This window comes from Pseudomonas sp. GL-RE-26, from assembly GCF_019956275.1.
Lineage (GTDB): Bacteria > Pseudomonadota > Gammaproteobacteria > Pseudomonadales > Pseudomonadaceae > Aquipseudomonas > Aquipseudomonas grandcourensis.
In genome coordinates this window covers 1-15,348 of sequence record NZ_JAHBDI010000029.1, presented here as the reverse complement: position 1 = coordinate 15,348, position 15,348 = coordinate 1, and the positions used below count along the sequence as shown (strand labels likewise).

Sequence of the window (15,348 nt, the reverse complement as noted above, 5' to 3'; positions counted from 1 at the left end):
GGAGCGGGCTTGCTCGCGAAGAACGATAACGCGGTCCAACTGAGGTTACACGCCACTAAGCCCCTTGATGACCAGATCCACATTCCCCTCCAGCTCCGCCACCGGATCCTCGGCATCGGTACTCAACACCACCAACCGGCTACCCGACCCGGCAATCACCGCTTTCAGCGAATCTGACGGCTGCCGGTGATGCAGCACCACCGCCACGTCATTGTCCTTGAGGGTTGTGCCCAACTGCTTTAGCGCCTCCGGTGTCCACTCGGCATCGGCGCGTGGGTCCAGGCCGATCAATTCCAGATTGAGACTGCCGATCAGGTAGCCGAAGTGATCGCTCAGGCTCATCACACTGAGGTTGTCCGCATTGGCCAGCCGCGCCTCGCTGGCGGCACTGAGCTTGAGCAAACGCTGCTTGAGCGCTGCCAGGTTGGCGTCGATTTTCGGCTTGGCCTCGGGGGCCAGGCGCACCAGGTCCGCCGCCATTACATCGGCCATGCGCCCCATGTTATTGCTGGAGAACCACGGCTGACTGTTCAGCCCGTCGACCTTGTTGTCGGGCTGTACGGCTATGCCGGGCAGGGCGCCGTCCAACGGGCGGGCGGCGTCGACTTCGACGATGCGGATGTTGCTGCGCCGGGAGATCGGGTAAAGCGGGTCATCCGGCCACAGTGAGCGCAGGCCGATCACCGCATCGGCATCGTTCGCCAGCTTGGCCAGCGCCGGGGCACCACGGCCGGTGAAGTAGGCGGTCTGGCGGCTGCCGGGCAGGTTGGCCGGCGCGGCGCGTTCGAGTCTGACATCGGTGCCCTTGAGCAAGACTTCACCCAGCCCATAAGTAATCGGCAAGGAGGCCAGTACACGCAGCGGTTTGCCGTTGTCGGCGGCCATGGTCGTTGTCGCCAGCCCGCACAGGGCGACGGCGAGGGTCAGTTGGCGCAGTGAAAAAGTCATTTATCCAAGGTTCCCTTTCAGGCTGGGGACGACGCCGCGCGCGAAGGCGGCCAGGGCGAAGGCGATGCCGGCCACGAGGATGATCGCGGCACCGGACGGGATCGGCAGGTCGAAGACGATCGGCGCGAGAATCCCGCACAGGGTGCTGACGGTGGCGATCAGTACCGAGCACCAGAAAAAGCCCTTCAGCGATTGGCTGAGCAGGCGTGCCGCGGCGGCCGGAATCACCAGCAGGGCGCCCACCAGAATCGCGCCGATAACCTTCACGGCGGCGACGGTGATCAGCGTCACCAGAATCACGAACAGATAATCCAGGTTTTTCACCGCCACCCCGCGTACCGCCGCCAGTTGCGGATTGAAACTGGCGAGCATGATGCGGTTGTACAAAGGCAAGGCCAGGGCCATGACCAGCGAACCGACGATGGCCAGCACCAGCAGGTCATTGCCGTTGACCGTCAGCACCGAGCCAAACAGTACGTTTTCCAGAATGTGCACGTTGATTTTGCCTGCCAGAATCAGCAGCAGGCTCGCGCCCAGGGCGAGCGACACCGACAGAAACACACCGATCAAGGTGTCCGGCGCCAGGCCGGTGCGGTTGCGCAGGTAATTGAGCAGGATGCCGAACAGCAGGCAGTAGCCGAACAGGCTGCCGTAAGGCCCGGTGTAGGGTTCGCCGAGCAGGATGCCGATGGCCACGCCGGTCAGCGCAGCATGACCGACCGCCTCGGAGAAAAACGCGAAGCGCTTGACCACCACCAGCGTGCCCAGGCCACCCAGCACCGGGCCGATCAGCAGTCCGGCGATCAAGGCGTTGACCACGAACCCATAGGCCAGCGCCTCGGGCAGATAACCCGACGACGCCCAGCCCTGGACCATCAGGCGAAAAGCTTCGTAACTCATCAGGCAGGGCTCCGTGGGTGAGTCGAGAACAGCGTCAACAGACGCTCCGGTGTCAGCGCCTGTTGCGGCGTGGCGTCGAACAGCACCCGGCGATTGAGCCCGGTGACGTGATCGGCCAGGCGCCCGACCGCTTCCAGGTCGTGCTCGATCCACAGCACGGTAATGCCCGCCGCTCGCCAGTCGCCGAGCAAGCGTTCGAACACCTGGATGCCGGCCTCATCGAGGGCGGACATCGGTTCGTCGAGCACCAGCAATTGCGGAGGCGGAATCAGCCCTTGGGCCAGCAACACCCGTTGCCGTTCGCCACCGGACAGCGCGCCCATGCGGCGCTTGCGTTTGTCCTGCATGCCGACCCACTCCAGCGCCTCGCCAATCGCTGGCGCGTAGTGTTTGCTCAAGCCGAGAAAGGCCGGGCGACGCTGGCACATGGCGGCCATGAAATCCTCGACGGTCATCGGCAAGCCCCGGTCGAACTCCAGCGCCTGTGGCACATAGCCGATGGTCCCCGGCCCGGCGGGCCATTGCAGGCTCAAACGACCCTGGTGCGGCATTTGCCCGAGCAGGGTCTTGATCAGCGAACTCTTGCCGCCGCCGTTGGGGCCGACCAGTGCATGCACACTGCCGGGGCGGACCTTGAAGGTCACCTGGTCGAGGATCGTCGTGCGGCCAAGGGCCAGGCTGACGTCAGCAAAATCCAGCATCGGCCCCGAACTCTGTAGGAGCGAGCTTGCTCGCGATAGCGGTGTGTCAGTCAACGATGATATTGACTGACTGGACGCCTTCGCGAGCAGGCTCTCTCCCACAGGGGATTCTGCATCGGCCAGGATGGTTTCCTTCGATGTCATGCCCCCGACTCCTGAATCGCCCGCACCACGGTATTGAGGTTGCCGGTCATTTCCTTTTCGTACTTGTCGGCGGTGTATTCGCCGTAGGAGATGTGCGACAGCGGATACAGCTTCACCCCGGACTCGCGCTGGATGGTGTCGACGTAAGTGGAAGGAAAATCCATCTCCGAGAAGATCACCTTCACGTCCAGCTCACGCAGTTGATCGATGGTTTTTTTCAGCTGGCTCGGGCTTGGCTCGATACCGTGGGCTGGCTCGACCACAGCTGTCACTTCCAGGCCGAACTCACGCAACAGGTAGTCGTAGGCCGCGTGCACGGTGGCCACCCGCAGTTCGGCGTTCGGTGCCTGGGTCAGTTTGGCCAGGGCGTCGGCGCGCATCTTGCGCAGGCGCTTGCCGTAGGCGCGGGCGTTTTCGGTATAGGTCCTGGCGTTGGCCGGGTCGAGCTTGCCCAGCTCCCGGGCGATGTTGTTGACCTGGGCGATCGAGGCGCTGATCGACAGGAAGGTGTGCGGGTTCACCACTTTACCGGCACCGCGTGCTGCCACGCCGGTGGCGGCCAGCAGCGGTACGTTTTCGTTGGCTTCGATCACCGGGACCTTTGGGGTTTCGCTGGCGGCGATCATGCGGTCGGCGAAATCGTCATGGCCGACACCGTTGAGCACGATCACGTCCAGCCCGCTGATGCGCTTGATGTCTTCGGCGCGGGGCTCGTAGGCATGCGGGTTGAAACCGGCCGGAATCAGCGGCACCACCTCGGCCTTGTCGCCGACGATGTTCGCCACGTAGCTGTAGTAAGGATGCAGGGTGATGCCGATGCGCAGACGCTTGGCTTCGTCGGCGCTGGCCAGTGATGGCAACAGGCAGGCGAACAAGCCGACCAGCAGCAGGCGCAAAAAACAACGGTGAGATGAATTGGGCATGGGAAAGCGGTCTTCTCTCGGAAAAAGGCGAGGGTTCAGTGCCGGTGCTGGCGGGTCACGCCGGCATCGAATTGCGCGACGACCTGCTGCCAGCCGGCGCTTTCGAGCGCGACGTCGCTGAGGTCGGCCGGTGCCGTGAGCGTGCTGGCGCGGTTGAGCCAGATGTCCGGTGCACCATTGGCTGCGGCCAGACGCATCAGGAATGAACCGGTGACCGTCGGCGTCTGGCTCTGGCCGAAATAGGCCTTGGCGTCGAGCAATTGCCAGGCATGGCCGCCCCGGCTGACGGAGCTGGCATCCTGGGCAAACGGGGCAAAACCTTCCTCGGCGAGGGCCTCGGGAGTCGGCAACGTTTGCTGCTCCTGGCGCAGCAAATGGATCTCGTCCAGCGTCACCCGCAGATCGGCATAGATACCTTGCTCGGATGCACTGAGGTCACGGCGCGCATCCAGTTGATGGCTGCTGACGCTGCTCACCTCAAGGGACTCACCGCGCCAGAGCACCACCGAGCCGGCCACCGTCAAGATCATCAGGCACAACAGCAGAACGTAGAGGGTTTCGTGACCGGCACCGGCCGGGCGCACGACTTGGGTCGTTGGAGTGCTCATGGTGCCTCGATGTCCGCTTGGTCTATTTCCACGACGTGACCGGGACCGGCATCGAACAGCACATAGAACTCGGTGCCGGGCTTCTTGAAGGTCAGGGTCGAATCAGGCCCGAGCTTGCCCGGCACCAGGATGGTTTCGTCGTAGCCGATCACATCGAGGGTCACGCCCGGAGCGCCGCTGCCGTCGGAAAAACCGCCGGTGCACTTGATCTGCTCCGCGTCGATGGCCTTGCATTCGCACATCGGGTTGTGGGCCAGGGCGCTGGGGCTGAAGCCGGCGCAGAGCACCAGCAACAGGGTGTTGAGCGGGCGAAGAGGGTTGATCATGGTTTGCCTCCTTGTTTGTTCAACCAGGCGATGGTGGCGGGGGAGGCCTGGTTCAAAGGAATGGATGCCTGATGCATGGTGCCGTCCCAGCCTTCCATGGTGATCCACAGTTCGGCGTCGGCCGTGGTCTTTTCCGGGACGGGCAGCGAAGCGCCCATGCGGTACGGGGCGCCGAAGAAAATCACCCCGGCGGCGCGCAGGCTGCGGGGCTTGCCGATGCGCAGGTAAGTGGCCTTGACCTGGCCGATACAGGCCTCGCACAGCGCGGCGTTGAAACCCTTCATGTAGCCGGCGGGGCCTTCGAGCATCGGGGCTGAATTGCGCAATTCCGCCAGGCGCAGGCTCCAGGGACCGACCCGGACTTCGCCGACTTCCCGTTCGCCAAGGCCACTGTCGCCGCGCATCAATGCCTCGTCGGCAAAGTACTTGGGCATGAAACCAAGTGGAATCAGCAGCAACAGGACGTTCAGGTGAAAGCGCCATTTGTGCCAGAACAGACTCAGGCGCGAGGGTTGCGGGGCTGCAATGTCTTTGCTCACAGTTCGACCCCCGACACTTCGTTATTCGTGGCCGGTTGTATCGCGGTGTCGAGCTGTTTCTTGTTGTTGCGTTTGAAGGCATTGGCCGTGGCCAGCGCCGTGCGCTTGGTCCAGATCAGCAGGCCGCTGAGCACCATCATGCTCAGCAAAAGGCCGAAGAATGCCCAGATCAGCTTGATCCACAGTCCGCCGAAATCGCCGGTGTGCAGCGGGCGCATGGACTCGGTGACGAACTCCAGGGCCGAACGGTCCGAGATCAGGCGCGAGGCGGCGATTTCGCCGTTGTACGGGTTGATGGTGGCGGTCTGGAACATCAAGGGATACCAACCGCGTCCGCCGACATCCAGGTGGCTGTAGGCATTACCCGGCAGGCTGACGAAACTGGCCTCCAGCCCGGAGATTTCCTGCGTGGCGATTTCAATCGCGCGATCAAGGTCGATACGCGGCGGGGGCGAGCCATCGGCTGACAGCGGCACCGCTTCGCGGGACATCGCCGGGATGATCTGTTCCGTGGAAATGGAAATCTGGTTATCGGACAGCAATGCCTGGATCAGGAACCAGGTGCCGGTGACGGAAATCACCGCGATGAACCAGATCGACCAGATGCCGCTCAAGCGGTGAAAGTCGCCCCAGAAAATCCGCGCGCCGTGGCGAATGCGCAGGGTCGGACGGAAGAAGCCTTTCCAGAAGCGTTTGTAGACCACCAGCCCGGTGATCAGCGACGCCAGCAATGGCAAGCCGAGAAACGACACCAGGTACCAGCCCCAACTGTAACCATTGGTGAACGGCACCAGCCACCAAGCGTGCAGGGCGCGGGTGAAGGCGCGGAAGTTGAACTCCGGCGCGACACCCTGGATCACGCCGCTGTACGGATTGACATAAATCACCACCGAGCGCCCGTCGGGGTAGCTGACTTCGACATCCAGGGCGAAGTGCGACTCGTCGGGGCGGCTGATGCTCTGCACCACGGTCTGCGGTTCGGCCCTGTTGATGGCCTCGATGACCTGCTGGTAGCTGAGCAGCGGAGCATCGTCCGAGGGCTGGCTGGCGCGCATTGGCGGGTTGGCCAGCCAGACGATCTCCTGGCTGATGACGGCCAGGGTTCCGGTCACACAGACGATCAGCACGAAAAACCAGATCGGCAATGCCAGCCAACTATGGACCAGGAACCAGATTTTTGAACGGGACTTCTTTGACATGTTGGAGGTCTTGGCTCGATGAGAGGCAGCTCGGCTGCGGGCTTCGCAGGGATGAGCGCCCTGAAGGTCCAGTCGTGGCTTTTGCCTACGCGAAAGGACTGCATCTAGGTAGGACGGATGAGCAGGGGAAATCCCGAAAGGGGAAATGAAAGAAAATGTTTCTCATTGCCGATATTTGTGGGCGGGCTTGCTTGCGCAAGTGATCAGCAAGTCGGCGGTGCTGTTGAAGGCGGGGTCCCTGTTGGAGCGAGCCTGCTCGAGAAGCGGCCCGCTCCAACACCTGGGATTTCAACTTTGGGCAAACATCTCCTTCGCCCGTTGCTCGATCTGTTCCTGGGTCAGGTCTTCCTTGCGCGTGGCCAGGAACCACAGGTGCCCGTAGGGATCCTTCAAGGTGCCCGAACGGTCGCCGTAAAACTGATCCTTGACCTCCGATACAACGGTTGCGCCGGCATCGATCGCCTGTTTATAGGACTTGTCGACATCCGTTACGTACAAATGCAGACCCACGGACGGCGAGTTGTCCGGGTTGCTCAGCGGCCCTTGATCACACGGTGTGCCCAGCATGATCGGGCAATCGCCGATGCGCAGTTCAGCGTGGCCGACACTGCCACCGGGCATGTCCAGGCGCATGATTTCAACGGCGCCAAAGGCTTTTTTGTAGAACGCGATGGCTTCGGCGGCTTTGTTGATGCCCAGATAGGGGGTGACGCTGTGATACCCCTCTGGAATGGGTTTGACGCTCATGATGGATCTCCCTGTTGTTGTTTTGTGAATGGAAAGTACCTGTGCCGTTGTACGACCGAATAAATATAGGCCAGCCTTTTTCGCCTCACCGACTGCCCGACGAGCAGCAGCGCCATTCAAGTGCCATCAGGCCGGCTCCAACCAGTGCGCTCCCGGCCCGCGTTCTCCCGGCAATCGACAATGATCGCCATTTCTTGATAGCCACTATTGAAAGCGTTGATTTCTGCTGGCCGGGAGGCGCGAGTAGCCTGTGTTCATTGCCTTGAACCCAGTCGCCAGGACGCCAAAATGAAACCGATGATTGCCACTTTGCTGATGCTCGCCGTCTCAGTACTCACCGGATGTGCCAGCCATGTTTCCCCTGAGCTTCGGCCTTACACGGCTGAAGAAAGCAAGGAACTGGCACTGGAGGCGCTGAACCGCCGCGGTCTGTCCTTCGACGAATACCACGCGAAAAAAGCCGAACTGCTCGGCCAGCCGCAAAAGTCGTTCAACTTCGACAATCAGGGTGAAATGAACGCCGGGCGATCTGTACAGCTTCACGGTCGTTCAAGCTGAAGCGAAACTGTACTGCTCCAAGTTTCGCGTAACTGTCCATGGGTTTCGTCCGGGGTGTGCGATAGGGTCAACACCTGACCGACCCTGACGGACTGCCACCCATGACGCTCTCACTCGACCTGCTGCTGGGCTTCGCCCTGTTTGCCCTCGTCACCTCGATCACACCCGGCCCGAACAACACCATGTTGCTGGCATCCGGGGTGAACTTCGGCTTCAACCGCACGATTCCGCACATGCTCGGCATCACTTGTGGCTTCTTTGTACTGGTGGTGGCGGTCGGCTTTGGCCTTGGTGCGGTATTCAAGACTTACCCTTTGCTCTACACCGTTCTGCGTTATGCGGGGGCGGCGTATCTGCTGTATCTGGCGTGGAAAATCGCCCATTCCGGGCCCATGTCGGAGAGTCAGCAGGGCGAGGCGAAACCGATCAGCTATCTGGGTGCCGCCGCGTTCCAGTGGGTCAATCCCAAGGCCTGGATCATGGCCATTGGCGCCATCAGCACCTACACACCGATGCAGGGTTACTTCACGAATGTGATCGTGATCGCGGCCGTCTTTGCGATCATCAACCTGCCGAGCGTCGGTGTCTGGGCCGCTTGCGGCACGCTGTTGCGCAATGTTCTGAAAGATCGCCGCTGGCTGCGCCTGTTCAATTGGGGCATGGCCGCGCTGCTCGTGGGTTCGCTGTATCCGCTGTTGCTCGAAAGCTTTAGCTGACGCATTGCTTCAACCGCTTGCCCGATGCCTGTTAAGCTGAGTTTTCAGGAGCGTTCCTACGCACTATTAAATGAAGTAGTTCTTCTTTAACGGCATCCGATCAGGTATTGGTAGCGTTCTGAAAACAGCGCGCAGCTCACAAGGCTGCGCTTTGCCGTTTGCAGTCACGAGCTTCCTGATCCCGGAACACGCTCTGCGAGTCTTTTATGAATAAACGTCCGTTGTATTTCGATTACGCCGCCACCACGCCGGTGGATGAGCGGGTCATCAAGGTGATGGTCGAGTGTCTGGGCTTTACCGGCAATTTCGGAAACCCGGCCTCCAGCTCCCACGTCTTCGGCCAGCAGGCCCGGCAATCGGTCGAACAGGCGCGACACCAGGTCGCCGAACTGGTCGGCGCGACGCCCGGGCAGATCGTCTGGACCTCCGGCGCCACCGAATCCAACAACCTTGCGCTCAAAGGCGTGACCCAGGCCCGCGGCACTGGCGGCGGCCATATCATCACCAGCCAGATCGAACACAAGGCCATTCTTGATACCGCCAGGCAACTGCAGGATGCCGGTGTCGCGGTGACCTATCTGGTGCCGGACGCCGAGGGCCTGATCACCGCGCAAGCGGTCAGCGAAGCCATGCGCGAGGACACCTTCCTGGTGTCGCTGATGCTGGTCAACAACGAACTGGGTACCCTCAACGACATTCCCGCCATCGGTCAGGTCGTGCGTGATCGCGGGGCTTTGTTCCATGTCGACGCCGCACAGGGCACGGGCAAAGTGGCGATCGATCTCGGGCAGTGGCCGGTGGACCTGATGTCGTTTTCCGCGCACAAGCTCTATGGCCCCAAAGGTATCGGCGCGTTGTACGTCGGTCCGCGTGCACAACAGCGTTTGCAGGCGCAGATCCATGGCGGCGGGCATGAGGGCGGTTTGCGTTCCGGCACACTGGCGACCCATCAGATTGTGGCCATGGGCGCGGCCTTTGCATTGGCGGCGGCTGCGTTCGATGAAGAGAAAGCCACCATCGTGCGTTTGCGTGAACGCTTGCTCGAGCAATTGCAGAGTATTCCCGGCGTGTGTCTCAACGGCAGCCCGACCCAGCGCATTCCCCATACCCTGAGCCTTACCTTCAGCGAAGGCGAGTTCAACCCGGCGGCGTTGCTGGCCTCGATCGCGTTTTCCGCGACGTCGGCCTGCAATTCCGCGAGCAATACCCCATCCCATGTACTGCTGGCCCTGGGGCTCGATGCCCGCTCGGCCGGCCGCACCATCCGCTTGAGCCTCGGGCGTTTCACCACCGAGCAGGACATCGACCAGGCGGTTCAACTGATCAAGGCAGCCTGCGCCAGTGCTCCGGCATTCTGGCAATAGGGCGACGAAGTGCCGACGTTGATCGGCACTCAACAATAATGAACAAGTGATTAGCAGGAGACACGATGAATACGCAGCTTTCGATCAATGGCTCGGTGCCCCAGCGCCTGGCGCAAACCCGCGAACTGATGAGCCGGGAGGGCATTCACGCCTTGCTGGTGCCGTCGGCCGACCCGCACCTGTCCGAATACCTGCCGGGTTACTGGCAAGGGCGCCAGTGGTTGTCGGGTTTCCATGGTTCGGTCGGCACCCTGATCGTGACCCCGGACTTTGCCGGCGTCTGGGCCGACAGCCGTTATTGGGAGCAGGCGACCAAGGAACTCAAGGGCAGCGGTATTGATCTGGTCAAGCTGCAACCGGGTCAACCCGGGCCACTGGAATGGCTGGCCGAGCAAACCCCCGAGGGTGGCGTTGTCGCAGTCGACGGCGCGGTCATGGCCGTGGCTTCGGCACGAACCCTGGGCACCAAGCTTGAAGAGCGCGGCGCTCGCCTGCGCACCGACATCGATCTGTTGAGCGGCGTCTGGAGCGACCGCCCAGGCCTGCCGAACGAACCGATCTATCAGCACCTGCCTCCACAGGCGACCGTCAGCCGTGGCGAAAAACTCGCCAAGCTGCGTGAAACCCTTCAGGCGCGGGGTGCCGACTGGCATTTCATCGCCACCCTGGATGATATCGCCTGGCTGTTCAACCTGCGTGGCGGCGACGTGTCGTTCAACCCGGTGTTTGTTTCTTTCGCCCTGATCAATCAACAGCAGGCCACGCTGTTTGTCGCCTTGAGCAAAGTCAGCGCCGAGCTGCGCGCCATCCTCGAACAGGACGGCGTGACCTTGCGCGATTACAGCGAGGTCGCCGCCGCACTGCGCGCCGTGCCGAGCGGTGCGAGCCTGCAAGTCGACCCGGCGCGGGTCACGGCGGGGTTGCTGGACAACTTGAACAGCGGGGTGAAGCTGATCGAAGGCCTGAACCCGACTACCCTGGCCAAATCGCAAAAAAGCCTGGCCGATGCCGAACACATCCGTCAGGCCATGGAACAGGACGGCGCAGCGCTGTGCGAATTCTTCGCCTGGCTGGACTCGGCGTTGGGGCGTGAGCGCATCACCGAACTGACCATTGATGAAAAACTCACCGCCGCCCGTGAGCGCCGTCCGGATTATGTGTCGCTGAGCTTCAATACCATCGCCGCGTTCAACGCTAATGGCGCGATGCCGCACTACCACGCCACCGAAGAAGAACACGCGGTGATCGAAGGGGACGGTCTGCTGCTGATCGACTCCGGCGGCCAGTACCTTGGTGGCACCACCGACATCACGCGGATGGTTGCGGTGGGCACACCAACCGATGAGCAAAAACGCGATTGCACCCGCGTGCTCAAGGGCGTGATTGCCTTGTCCCGCGCGCAGTTCCCGAAAGGCATCCTGTCGCCGCTGCTCGATGCCATCGCCCGTGCGCCCATCTGGGCGGAAAGTGTCGACTACGGTCACGGCACCGGTCATGGCGTCGGCTACTTCCTGAACGTCCACGAAGGTCCGCAAGTCATCGCTTATCAGGCCGCACCTGCACCGCAAACCGCGATGCAACCCGGCATGATCACGTCCATTGAACCGGGCACCTATCGTCCGGGTCGTTGGGGTGTGCGGATCGAAAACCTGGCGATGAACCGTGAGGCAGGCAAAAGCGAATTCGGCGAGTTCCTCAAGTTCGAAACCCTGACCCTGTGCCCGATAGATACGCGCTGCCTGGAAACCTCGCTGCTGTCGGTCGAGGAAAAGCAGTGGTTCAACGCCTACCACGCCGAAGTGCGCGAGCGCCTGAGTCCGTTGGTCGAGGATGCCGCGCTTGAGTGGCTCAATACCCGCACCGCGGCTATCTGATTGGCTGTAGCCCGGGCGCTGTCTCCAGCGCTTGGCTTATTTAGTCGACAAAGGCTCTGCCCCTGGCGAATTGGCGACGATTCGCCGGGGCAAACCACAAAAACCGCCCATCTGCGGCTCTTGTCGGGAGCGGCGACGGGGCGGTTGGTGGTCGGGGCTTAGCTCAAGGCTTCGAGCACGAAGTCCAGTCGATCCTGGCCGAAGTACAGCTGGTTATCGACAAACATGCTGGGTACGCCGAATACGCCGCGCTGCACCGCTTTCTCGGTGTTGTCCTTGAGCGTTGCCTTGACTGTTTCGTCGGCGGTCAGTGCCAGCACTTCATTGGGATCGAAACCGTTGTCGCTCAACACCGCCGCCACGGTTGCCGGGTCATTGAGGTTGCGGCCTTCGACCCACAGGGCCTTGAACAGGCAGTCAATGAAGGCAACAAAACGCTCGGGATGGTGCAATTGAATGCCGGTCACGGCACGCATCAGCAACAGGGTGTTGATCGGGAAGTGCGGATTGAATTTCAGTGGCACGCCGTAGCGTCGGGCATAACGGTCGAGGTCCTGAATCATGTGGCGGCCCTTGGCCGGAATGGTCGCCGGTGAGGCGTTGCCCGTGGCCTTGAACACACCGCCGAGCAGGATCGGGATGTAGATCAGTTGGCTGTCGGTTTGCTCACAGATTGCCGGTAGCTGGGTGTACGCCAGGTAGGTGGTGGGGCTGCCCAGGTCAAAAAGGAATTCCACGGTTTTGCTCATGTTCTGTGCACTCTGCTTATTGTTGTAGGGGAGGGCTTACCAGCGTTCGCTCCAGGGGCGCAGGTCCAGTTCGAAAGTCCAGGCGTCGCGGGGCTGGCTGTGCAGGTACCAGTAATTCTCGGCAATGTGTTCGGGGTTGAGGATGCCGTCCTGATCCTTGGTCGCGTATTTCTCTGGGAAGCTGTCGCGGATGAAATCGGTATCGATGGCGCCGTCGACGACGACATGGGCAACGTGAATGTTCATCGGGCCGAGTTCTCGGGCCATGCTTTGCGCCAGCGCACGAATGCCGTGCTTGGCACCGGCAAATGCGGCGAACCCGGCTGCGCCACGCAGGCCAGCAGTGGCACCGGTGAACAGAATCGTGCCCCGCTGGCGCTTGGCCATGCGAATGGCCACTTCACGCGCATTGAGAAAACCGGAAAAGCAGGCCATTTCCCAGATCTTGAAATACTTGCGTGCAGTTTCTTCGAGAATGCTGCACGGCACGTTGGCACCGATGTTGAAGACAAATGCCTCGATGGGGCCGATCTCGCTTTCGATCTGCTCGACCAGTGCTACCACATCATCTTCCTTGCGGGCATCGCAGGCGAAACCGTGGGCCTCGCCACCATCGGCCTTGATGGCATCCACAAGTGGCTGGAGCTTGTCCGCACTGCGCCGGGTGACGCAGGCAACAAAACCCTCCTGGGCAAAACGCTTGGCAATGGCGCCGCCCGTGGCATCACCTGCACCGACGACCAGTACGACCTTCTTGTTATTCATGGGTAGATCCCTTTTGGTAAACGATCGTTAACTAAACGAACGTTATGCTATGATTCGACAGACGTCAAGACGAGCAATCCAGGGGGAAGGACAATGCGTTATTCGGCCAGTCACAAGCTGGAAACCAGGCAAAGGCTGCTGGAAAGCAGTGCGGTATCGGCCAAGAAGTCCGGATTTTCAACGGTGGGCGTGGACGGCCTGATGAAAGCGATTGGCTTGAGTGGCGGCGCCTTCTATAGCCATTTCTCGTCGAAAGACGAGCTGTTCGCAAGCATTGTCGAGCGTGAGTTGGGACAAAGCCTGACGCGACTGGGGGAGGGGCAGGACCGTGACAAGCTTGAGCGCTGCTTGAAACAGTACCTGAGTATGTCTCACGTCGAGAATCCGGAATCCGGTTGTGCATTACCGGCATTGGGGGCGGAAATTTCCCGTTCCGACGTGACTGTCCGCCAGCAGGCAGAGCACTGGATTTGTCGGCTTCAGGAAAGTTGGGCGGGTGTCCTGCAAAGCGACAGCCTGGCGTGGGCGATTCTGTCGCAATGTATTGGCGCGCTGGTCGTGGCGCGCATGCTGGCTAGCCCGGATATCCAGCGCACAGTGCTGAAGTCCAGCTACGAGGAAATTGGCCGTCAGATCGCCAGTCCGAGGACCTGACGCAACGGCCCTGCCTATTTGCAGATGACAATCATGCTGCGGCTGGTATAGCCCGCAGGATTGAGGCCAAACGGATAATCGCCGGGCTCTTCCACGGCATCTCCCGACTTGGCGATGACCTTGTACCCCTTGGGTGCGCAGGAATTGGCGGCGCTGTCGTAGCATTTGTCCCAGGACGAAGACAGTCCGGAACAGTTGATGTGTAGCCCTTTCTTGCCGTGCTTGATCTGAGTTTCCGAGGTCGCTGCGCAGCCCGCAATTGCAAGTACGGCGATCAGTATCAACATTCGTTTCATTACTGTCCTTATAGCGTCCCCGGATCTTGTGCCCGGGTCTGGCTGCATTCGCTTTCGCTAGACGCGTACCGATATCCCTTTCTGAAATTGTCCGTGGTATGACTCTGGGTTGCGAGGCTAAACATGGCCTAATTGAGCGGCAAATACCAGACCCGTGACATATCAGCTCTCAATCTGCCGCTACTGCTGGCCTGGTGGCAGAGCTCATTGTCATGGTGGCGCCGACGGATGCCAGAATGATGCACATGATTGCCATCCACTGTGACAGCGAGAGGTATTCGTGAAGGAACAGCAAGCCAGATAGCGCGCCGAAGGCAGGCTCGATACTCATCAGTGTGCCGAAGGTCCTGGCCGGCATGCGGGTCAGTGCGACCATCTCCAGTGTGTAGGGGAGGGCCGTGGACAAGATGGCGACGCCGAGGGCTATAGGGATCAATGACGGACTCAGCAGAGCGGAACCTGCATGGACAATACCTATGGGGGCTACGAAGAGCGCAGCGATCATTACCCCCAGCGCGGCGGTTTGCACGCCATTGTCGGCCCCGGCTTTTTGCCCGAACAAAATGTACAGTGCCCAGCAGACCCCGGCACCCAAGGCATAACCGGTGCCTACCAGATCGATACCGGCGGTCGCTTCTCCCGTCGGTATCAGTAACAGTAAGCCGACGGCAGCCAGTGCGATCCACAAGAAGTCGATCGCGCGACGCGAGGAGTAGATCGCCACCGCCAGCGGGCCGGTGAATTCAAGCGCCACCGCGATGCCCAGCGGGACGGTTTGCAACGACATATAGAAGAGGAAGTTCATGCCGCCCAGCGCCATCCCGTAGACGATGACGGTGCGCAGGGACCTTGCGGTGAGTTTTGCCCGCCATGGACGCAATATCAGCATCATGATCACGCTGGCAAAAATCAGTCGTAATGTTGTCGTCCCCTGTGGGCCGACAACGGAGAACATGCTTTTGGCCAGGGAGGCTCCGGACTGGATCGACGCCATGGCTATGAGCAGCAGCCCAACCGAGAACAGGGTAGAAGCTAGGCTGCGAGGCTGATCATTCATTACGTGGCATCGTCCAAAATATAGGCATCAAGGGTATTTCTATTTGTGTTGGGCAATATACTGCGCATTCCCTGCTGGCGCGTCTATATATAAGCAGTGTTTTTGCACATATCGATAGAAACCCGAATCAGTGCTTGACGGCAGATTCTGGAAGCCTATAATTCGCCCCACTTCCGGCGCAGTCGAAACGGAAAACTCCTTGGTAAACAAAGAGTTACGCAGTTTTCGACAGCAAGCTGCTTCAGTTCATCGAAGCCGAAAGGGAGTTGAAAAAGAGGTG

At 60.8% G+C, this 15,348-nt stretch carries 18 protein-coding genes; 5 read left to right on the top strand and 13 right to left on the bottom strand.

Going from position 1 to position 15,348, the window contains the following annotated elements; all coding sequences use genetic code 11:
- Positions 1-45: 45 nt before the first annotated feature.
- From KGB07_RS18280 to KGB07_RS18240, 9 genes are all read right to left on the bottom strand, one after another.
- The gene (locus KGB07_RS18280) at positions 46-948 is read right to left on the bottom strand and encodes a metal ABC transporter substrate-binding protein (RefSeq protein ID WP_046040561.1); all 903 of its coding nucleotides are present in this window, start codon (positions 946-948) and stop codon (positions 46-48) included.
- Positions 949-1,848, bottom strand: coding sequence for a metal ABC transporter permease (locus KGB07_RS18275; protein WP_223466144.1), 900 nt, complete (start codon positions 1,846-1,848; stop codon positions 949-951).
- Positions 1,848-2,549: a metal ABC transporter ATP-binding protein gene (locus KGB07_RS18270; protein WP_185754778.1), complete on the bottom strand. Its 702-nt coding sequence runs from the start codon at positions 2,547-2,549 to the stop codon at positions 1,848-1,850. Before KGB07_RS18270 ends, KGB07_RS18275 begins: the two co-directional genes overlap by 1 nt.
- 140 nt (positions 2,550-2,689) lie before the next feature.
- Positions 2,690-3,616: a metal ABC transporter substrate-binding protein gene (locus KGB07_RS18265; protein ID WP_046040554.1), complete on the bottom strand. Its 927-nt coding sequence runs from the start codon at positions 3,614-3,616 to the stop codon at positions 2,690-2,692.
- Positions 3,617-3,651: 35 nt separating this feature from the next.
- Complete coding sequence (locus KGB07_RS18260) at positions 3,652-4,224, bottom strand: DUF6162 family protein (RefSeq protein WP_046040552.1); 573 nt, start codon at positions 4,222-4,224, stop codon at positions 3,652-3,654.
- Entirely contained in the window at positions 4,221-4,550 is a 330-nt protein-coding gene (locus tag KGB07_RS18255) for a hypothetical protein (protein ID WP_046040551.1), read from the bottom strand. Before KGB07_RS18255 ends, KGB07_RS18260 begins: the two co-directional genes overlap by 4 nt.
- Positions 4,547-5,089: a thiamine pyrophosphate-binding protein gene (locus tag KGB07_RS18250; protein ID WP_223466143.1), complete on the bottom strand. Its 543-nt coding sequence runs from the start codon at positions 5,087-5,089 to the stop codon at positions 4,547-4,549. The genes KGB07_RS18255 and KGB07_RS18250 overlap by 4 nt, the downstream gene beginning before the upstream one ends.
- On the bottom strand, positions 5,086-6,288 hold the full coding sequence (locus KGB07_RS18245) for a PepSY-associated TM helix domain-containing protein (protein ID WP_046040549.1): 1,203 nt from the start codon (positions 6,286-6,288) through the stop codon (positions 5,086-5,088). Before KGB07_RS18245 ends, KGB07_RS18250 begins: the two co-directional genes overlap by 4 nt.
- 288 nt (positions 6,289-6,576) lie before the next feature.
- Positions 6,577-7,035: a VOC family protein gene (locus tag KGB07_RS18240; protein WP_046040548.1), complete on the bottom strand. Its 459-nt coding sequence runs from the start codon at positions 7,033-7,035 to the stop codon at positions 6,577-6,579.
- 288 nt (positions 7,036-7,323) lie between these two features.
- On the opposite strand from KGB07_RS18240, the gene KGB07_RS18235 reads away from it, so the two are divergent.
- The 4 genes from KGB07_RS18235 (at position 7,324) to KGB07_RS18220 (ending at position 11,547) form a co-directional block, all read left to right on the top strand.
- Positions 7,324-7,593, top strand: a complete 270-nt coding sequence (locus KGB07_RS18235; protein ID WP_046040546.1) for a lipoprotein — start codon at positions 7,324-7,326, stop codon at positions 7,591-7,593.
- Between the two features lie 101 nt (positions 7,594-7,694).
- A complete protein-coding gene (locus KGB07_RS18230) occupies positions 7,695-8,309 on the top strand; it encodes a LysE family translocator (protein ID WP_046040543.1) in 615 nt (204 codons plus the stop codon).
- A 206-nt stretch (positions 8,310-8,515) separates the two neighbouring features.
- Positions 8,516-9,673 carry a cysteine desulfurase family protein gene (locus KGB07_RS18225; RefSeq protein ID WP_223466142.1) on the top strand — a complete coding sequence of 386 codons (1,158 nt, stop codon included), beginning with the start codon at positions 8,516-8,518 and terminating at the stop codon, positions 9,671-9,673.
- A 65-nt stretch (positions 9,674-9,738) separates the two neighbouring features.
- Positions 9,739-11,547, top strand: a complete 1,809-nt coding sequence (locus tag KGB07_RS18220; RefSeq protein WP_046040540.1) for an aminopeptidase P family protein — start codon at positions 9,739-9,741, stop codon at positions 11,545-11,547.
- Positions 11,548-11,705: 158 nt separating this feature from the next.
- Here KGB07_RS18220 and KGB07_RS18215 read toward each other — a convergent pair whose 3' ends face one another.
- Positions 11,706-12,296 (bottom strand): 2-hydroxychromene-2-carboxylate isomerase, encoded by a 591-nt coding sequence (locus KGB07_RS18215; RefSeq protein ID WP_046040537.1) that lies wholly within the window; start codon positions 12,294-12,296, stop codon positions 11,706-11,708.
- Between the two features lie 36 nt (positions 12,297-12,332).
- On the bottom strand, positions 12,333-13,061 hold the full coding sequence (locus KGB07_RS18210) for an SDR family oxidoreductase (RefSeq protein ID WP_046040535.1): 729 nt from the start codon (positions 13,059-13,061) through the stop codon (positions 12,333-12,335).
- A gap of 93 nt (positions 13,062-13,154) precedes the next feature.
- On the opposite strand from KGB07_RS18210, the gene KGB07_RS18205 reads away from it, so the two are divergent.
- On the top strand, positions 13,155-13,715 hold the full coding sequence (locus tag KGB07_RS18205; RefSeq protein ID WP_046040532.1) for a TetR/AcrR family transcriptional regulator: 561 nt from the start codon (positions 13,155-13,157) through the stop codon (positions 13,713-13,715).
- Between the two features lie 14 nt (positions 13,716-13,729).
- Here KGB07_RS18205 and KGB07_RS18200 read toward each other — a convergent pair whose 3' ends face one another.
- Both KGB07_RS18200 and rhtA read right to left on the bottom strand, forming a co-directional pair.
- The gene (locus KGB07_RS18200; protein WP_046040530.1) at positions 13,730-14,011 is read right to left on the bottom strand and encodes a hypothetical protein; all 282 of its coding nucleotides are present in this window, start codon (positions 14,009-14,011) and stop codon (positions 13,730-13,732) included.
- A 169-nt stretch (positions 14,012-14,180) separates the two neighbouring features.
- On the bottom strand, positions 14,181-15,068 hold the full coding sequence (rhtA, locus tag KGB07_RS18195; protein WP_046040527.1) for a threonine/homoserine exporter RhtA: 888 nt from the start codon (positions 15,066-15,068) through the stop codon (positions 14,181-14,183).
- Positions 15,069-15,348 lie beyond the last annotated feature (280 nt).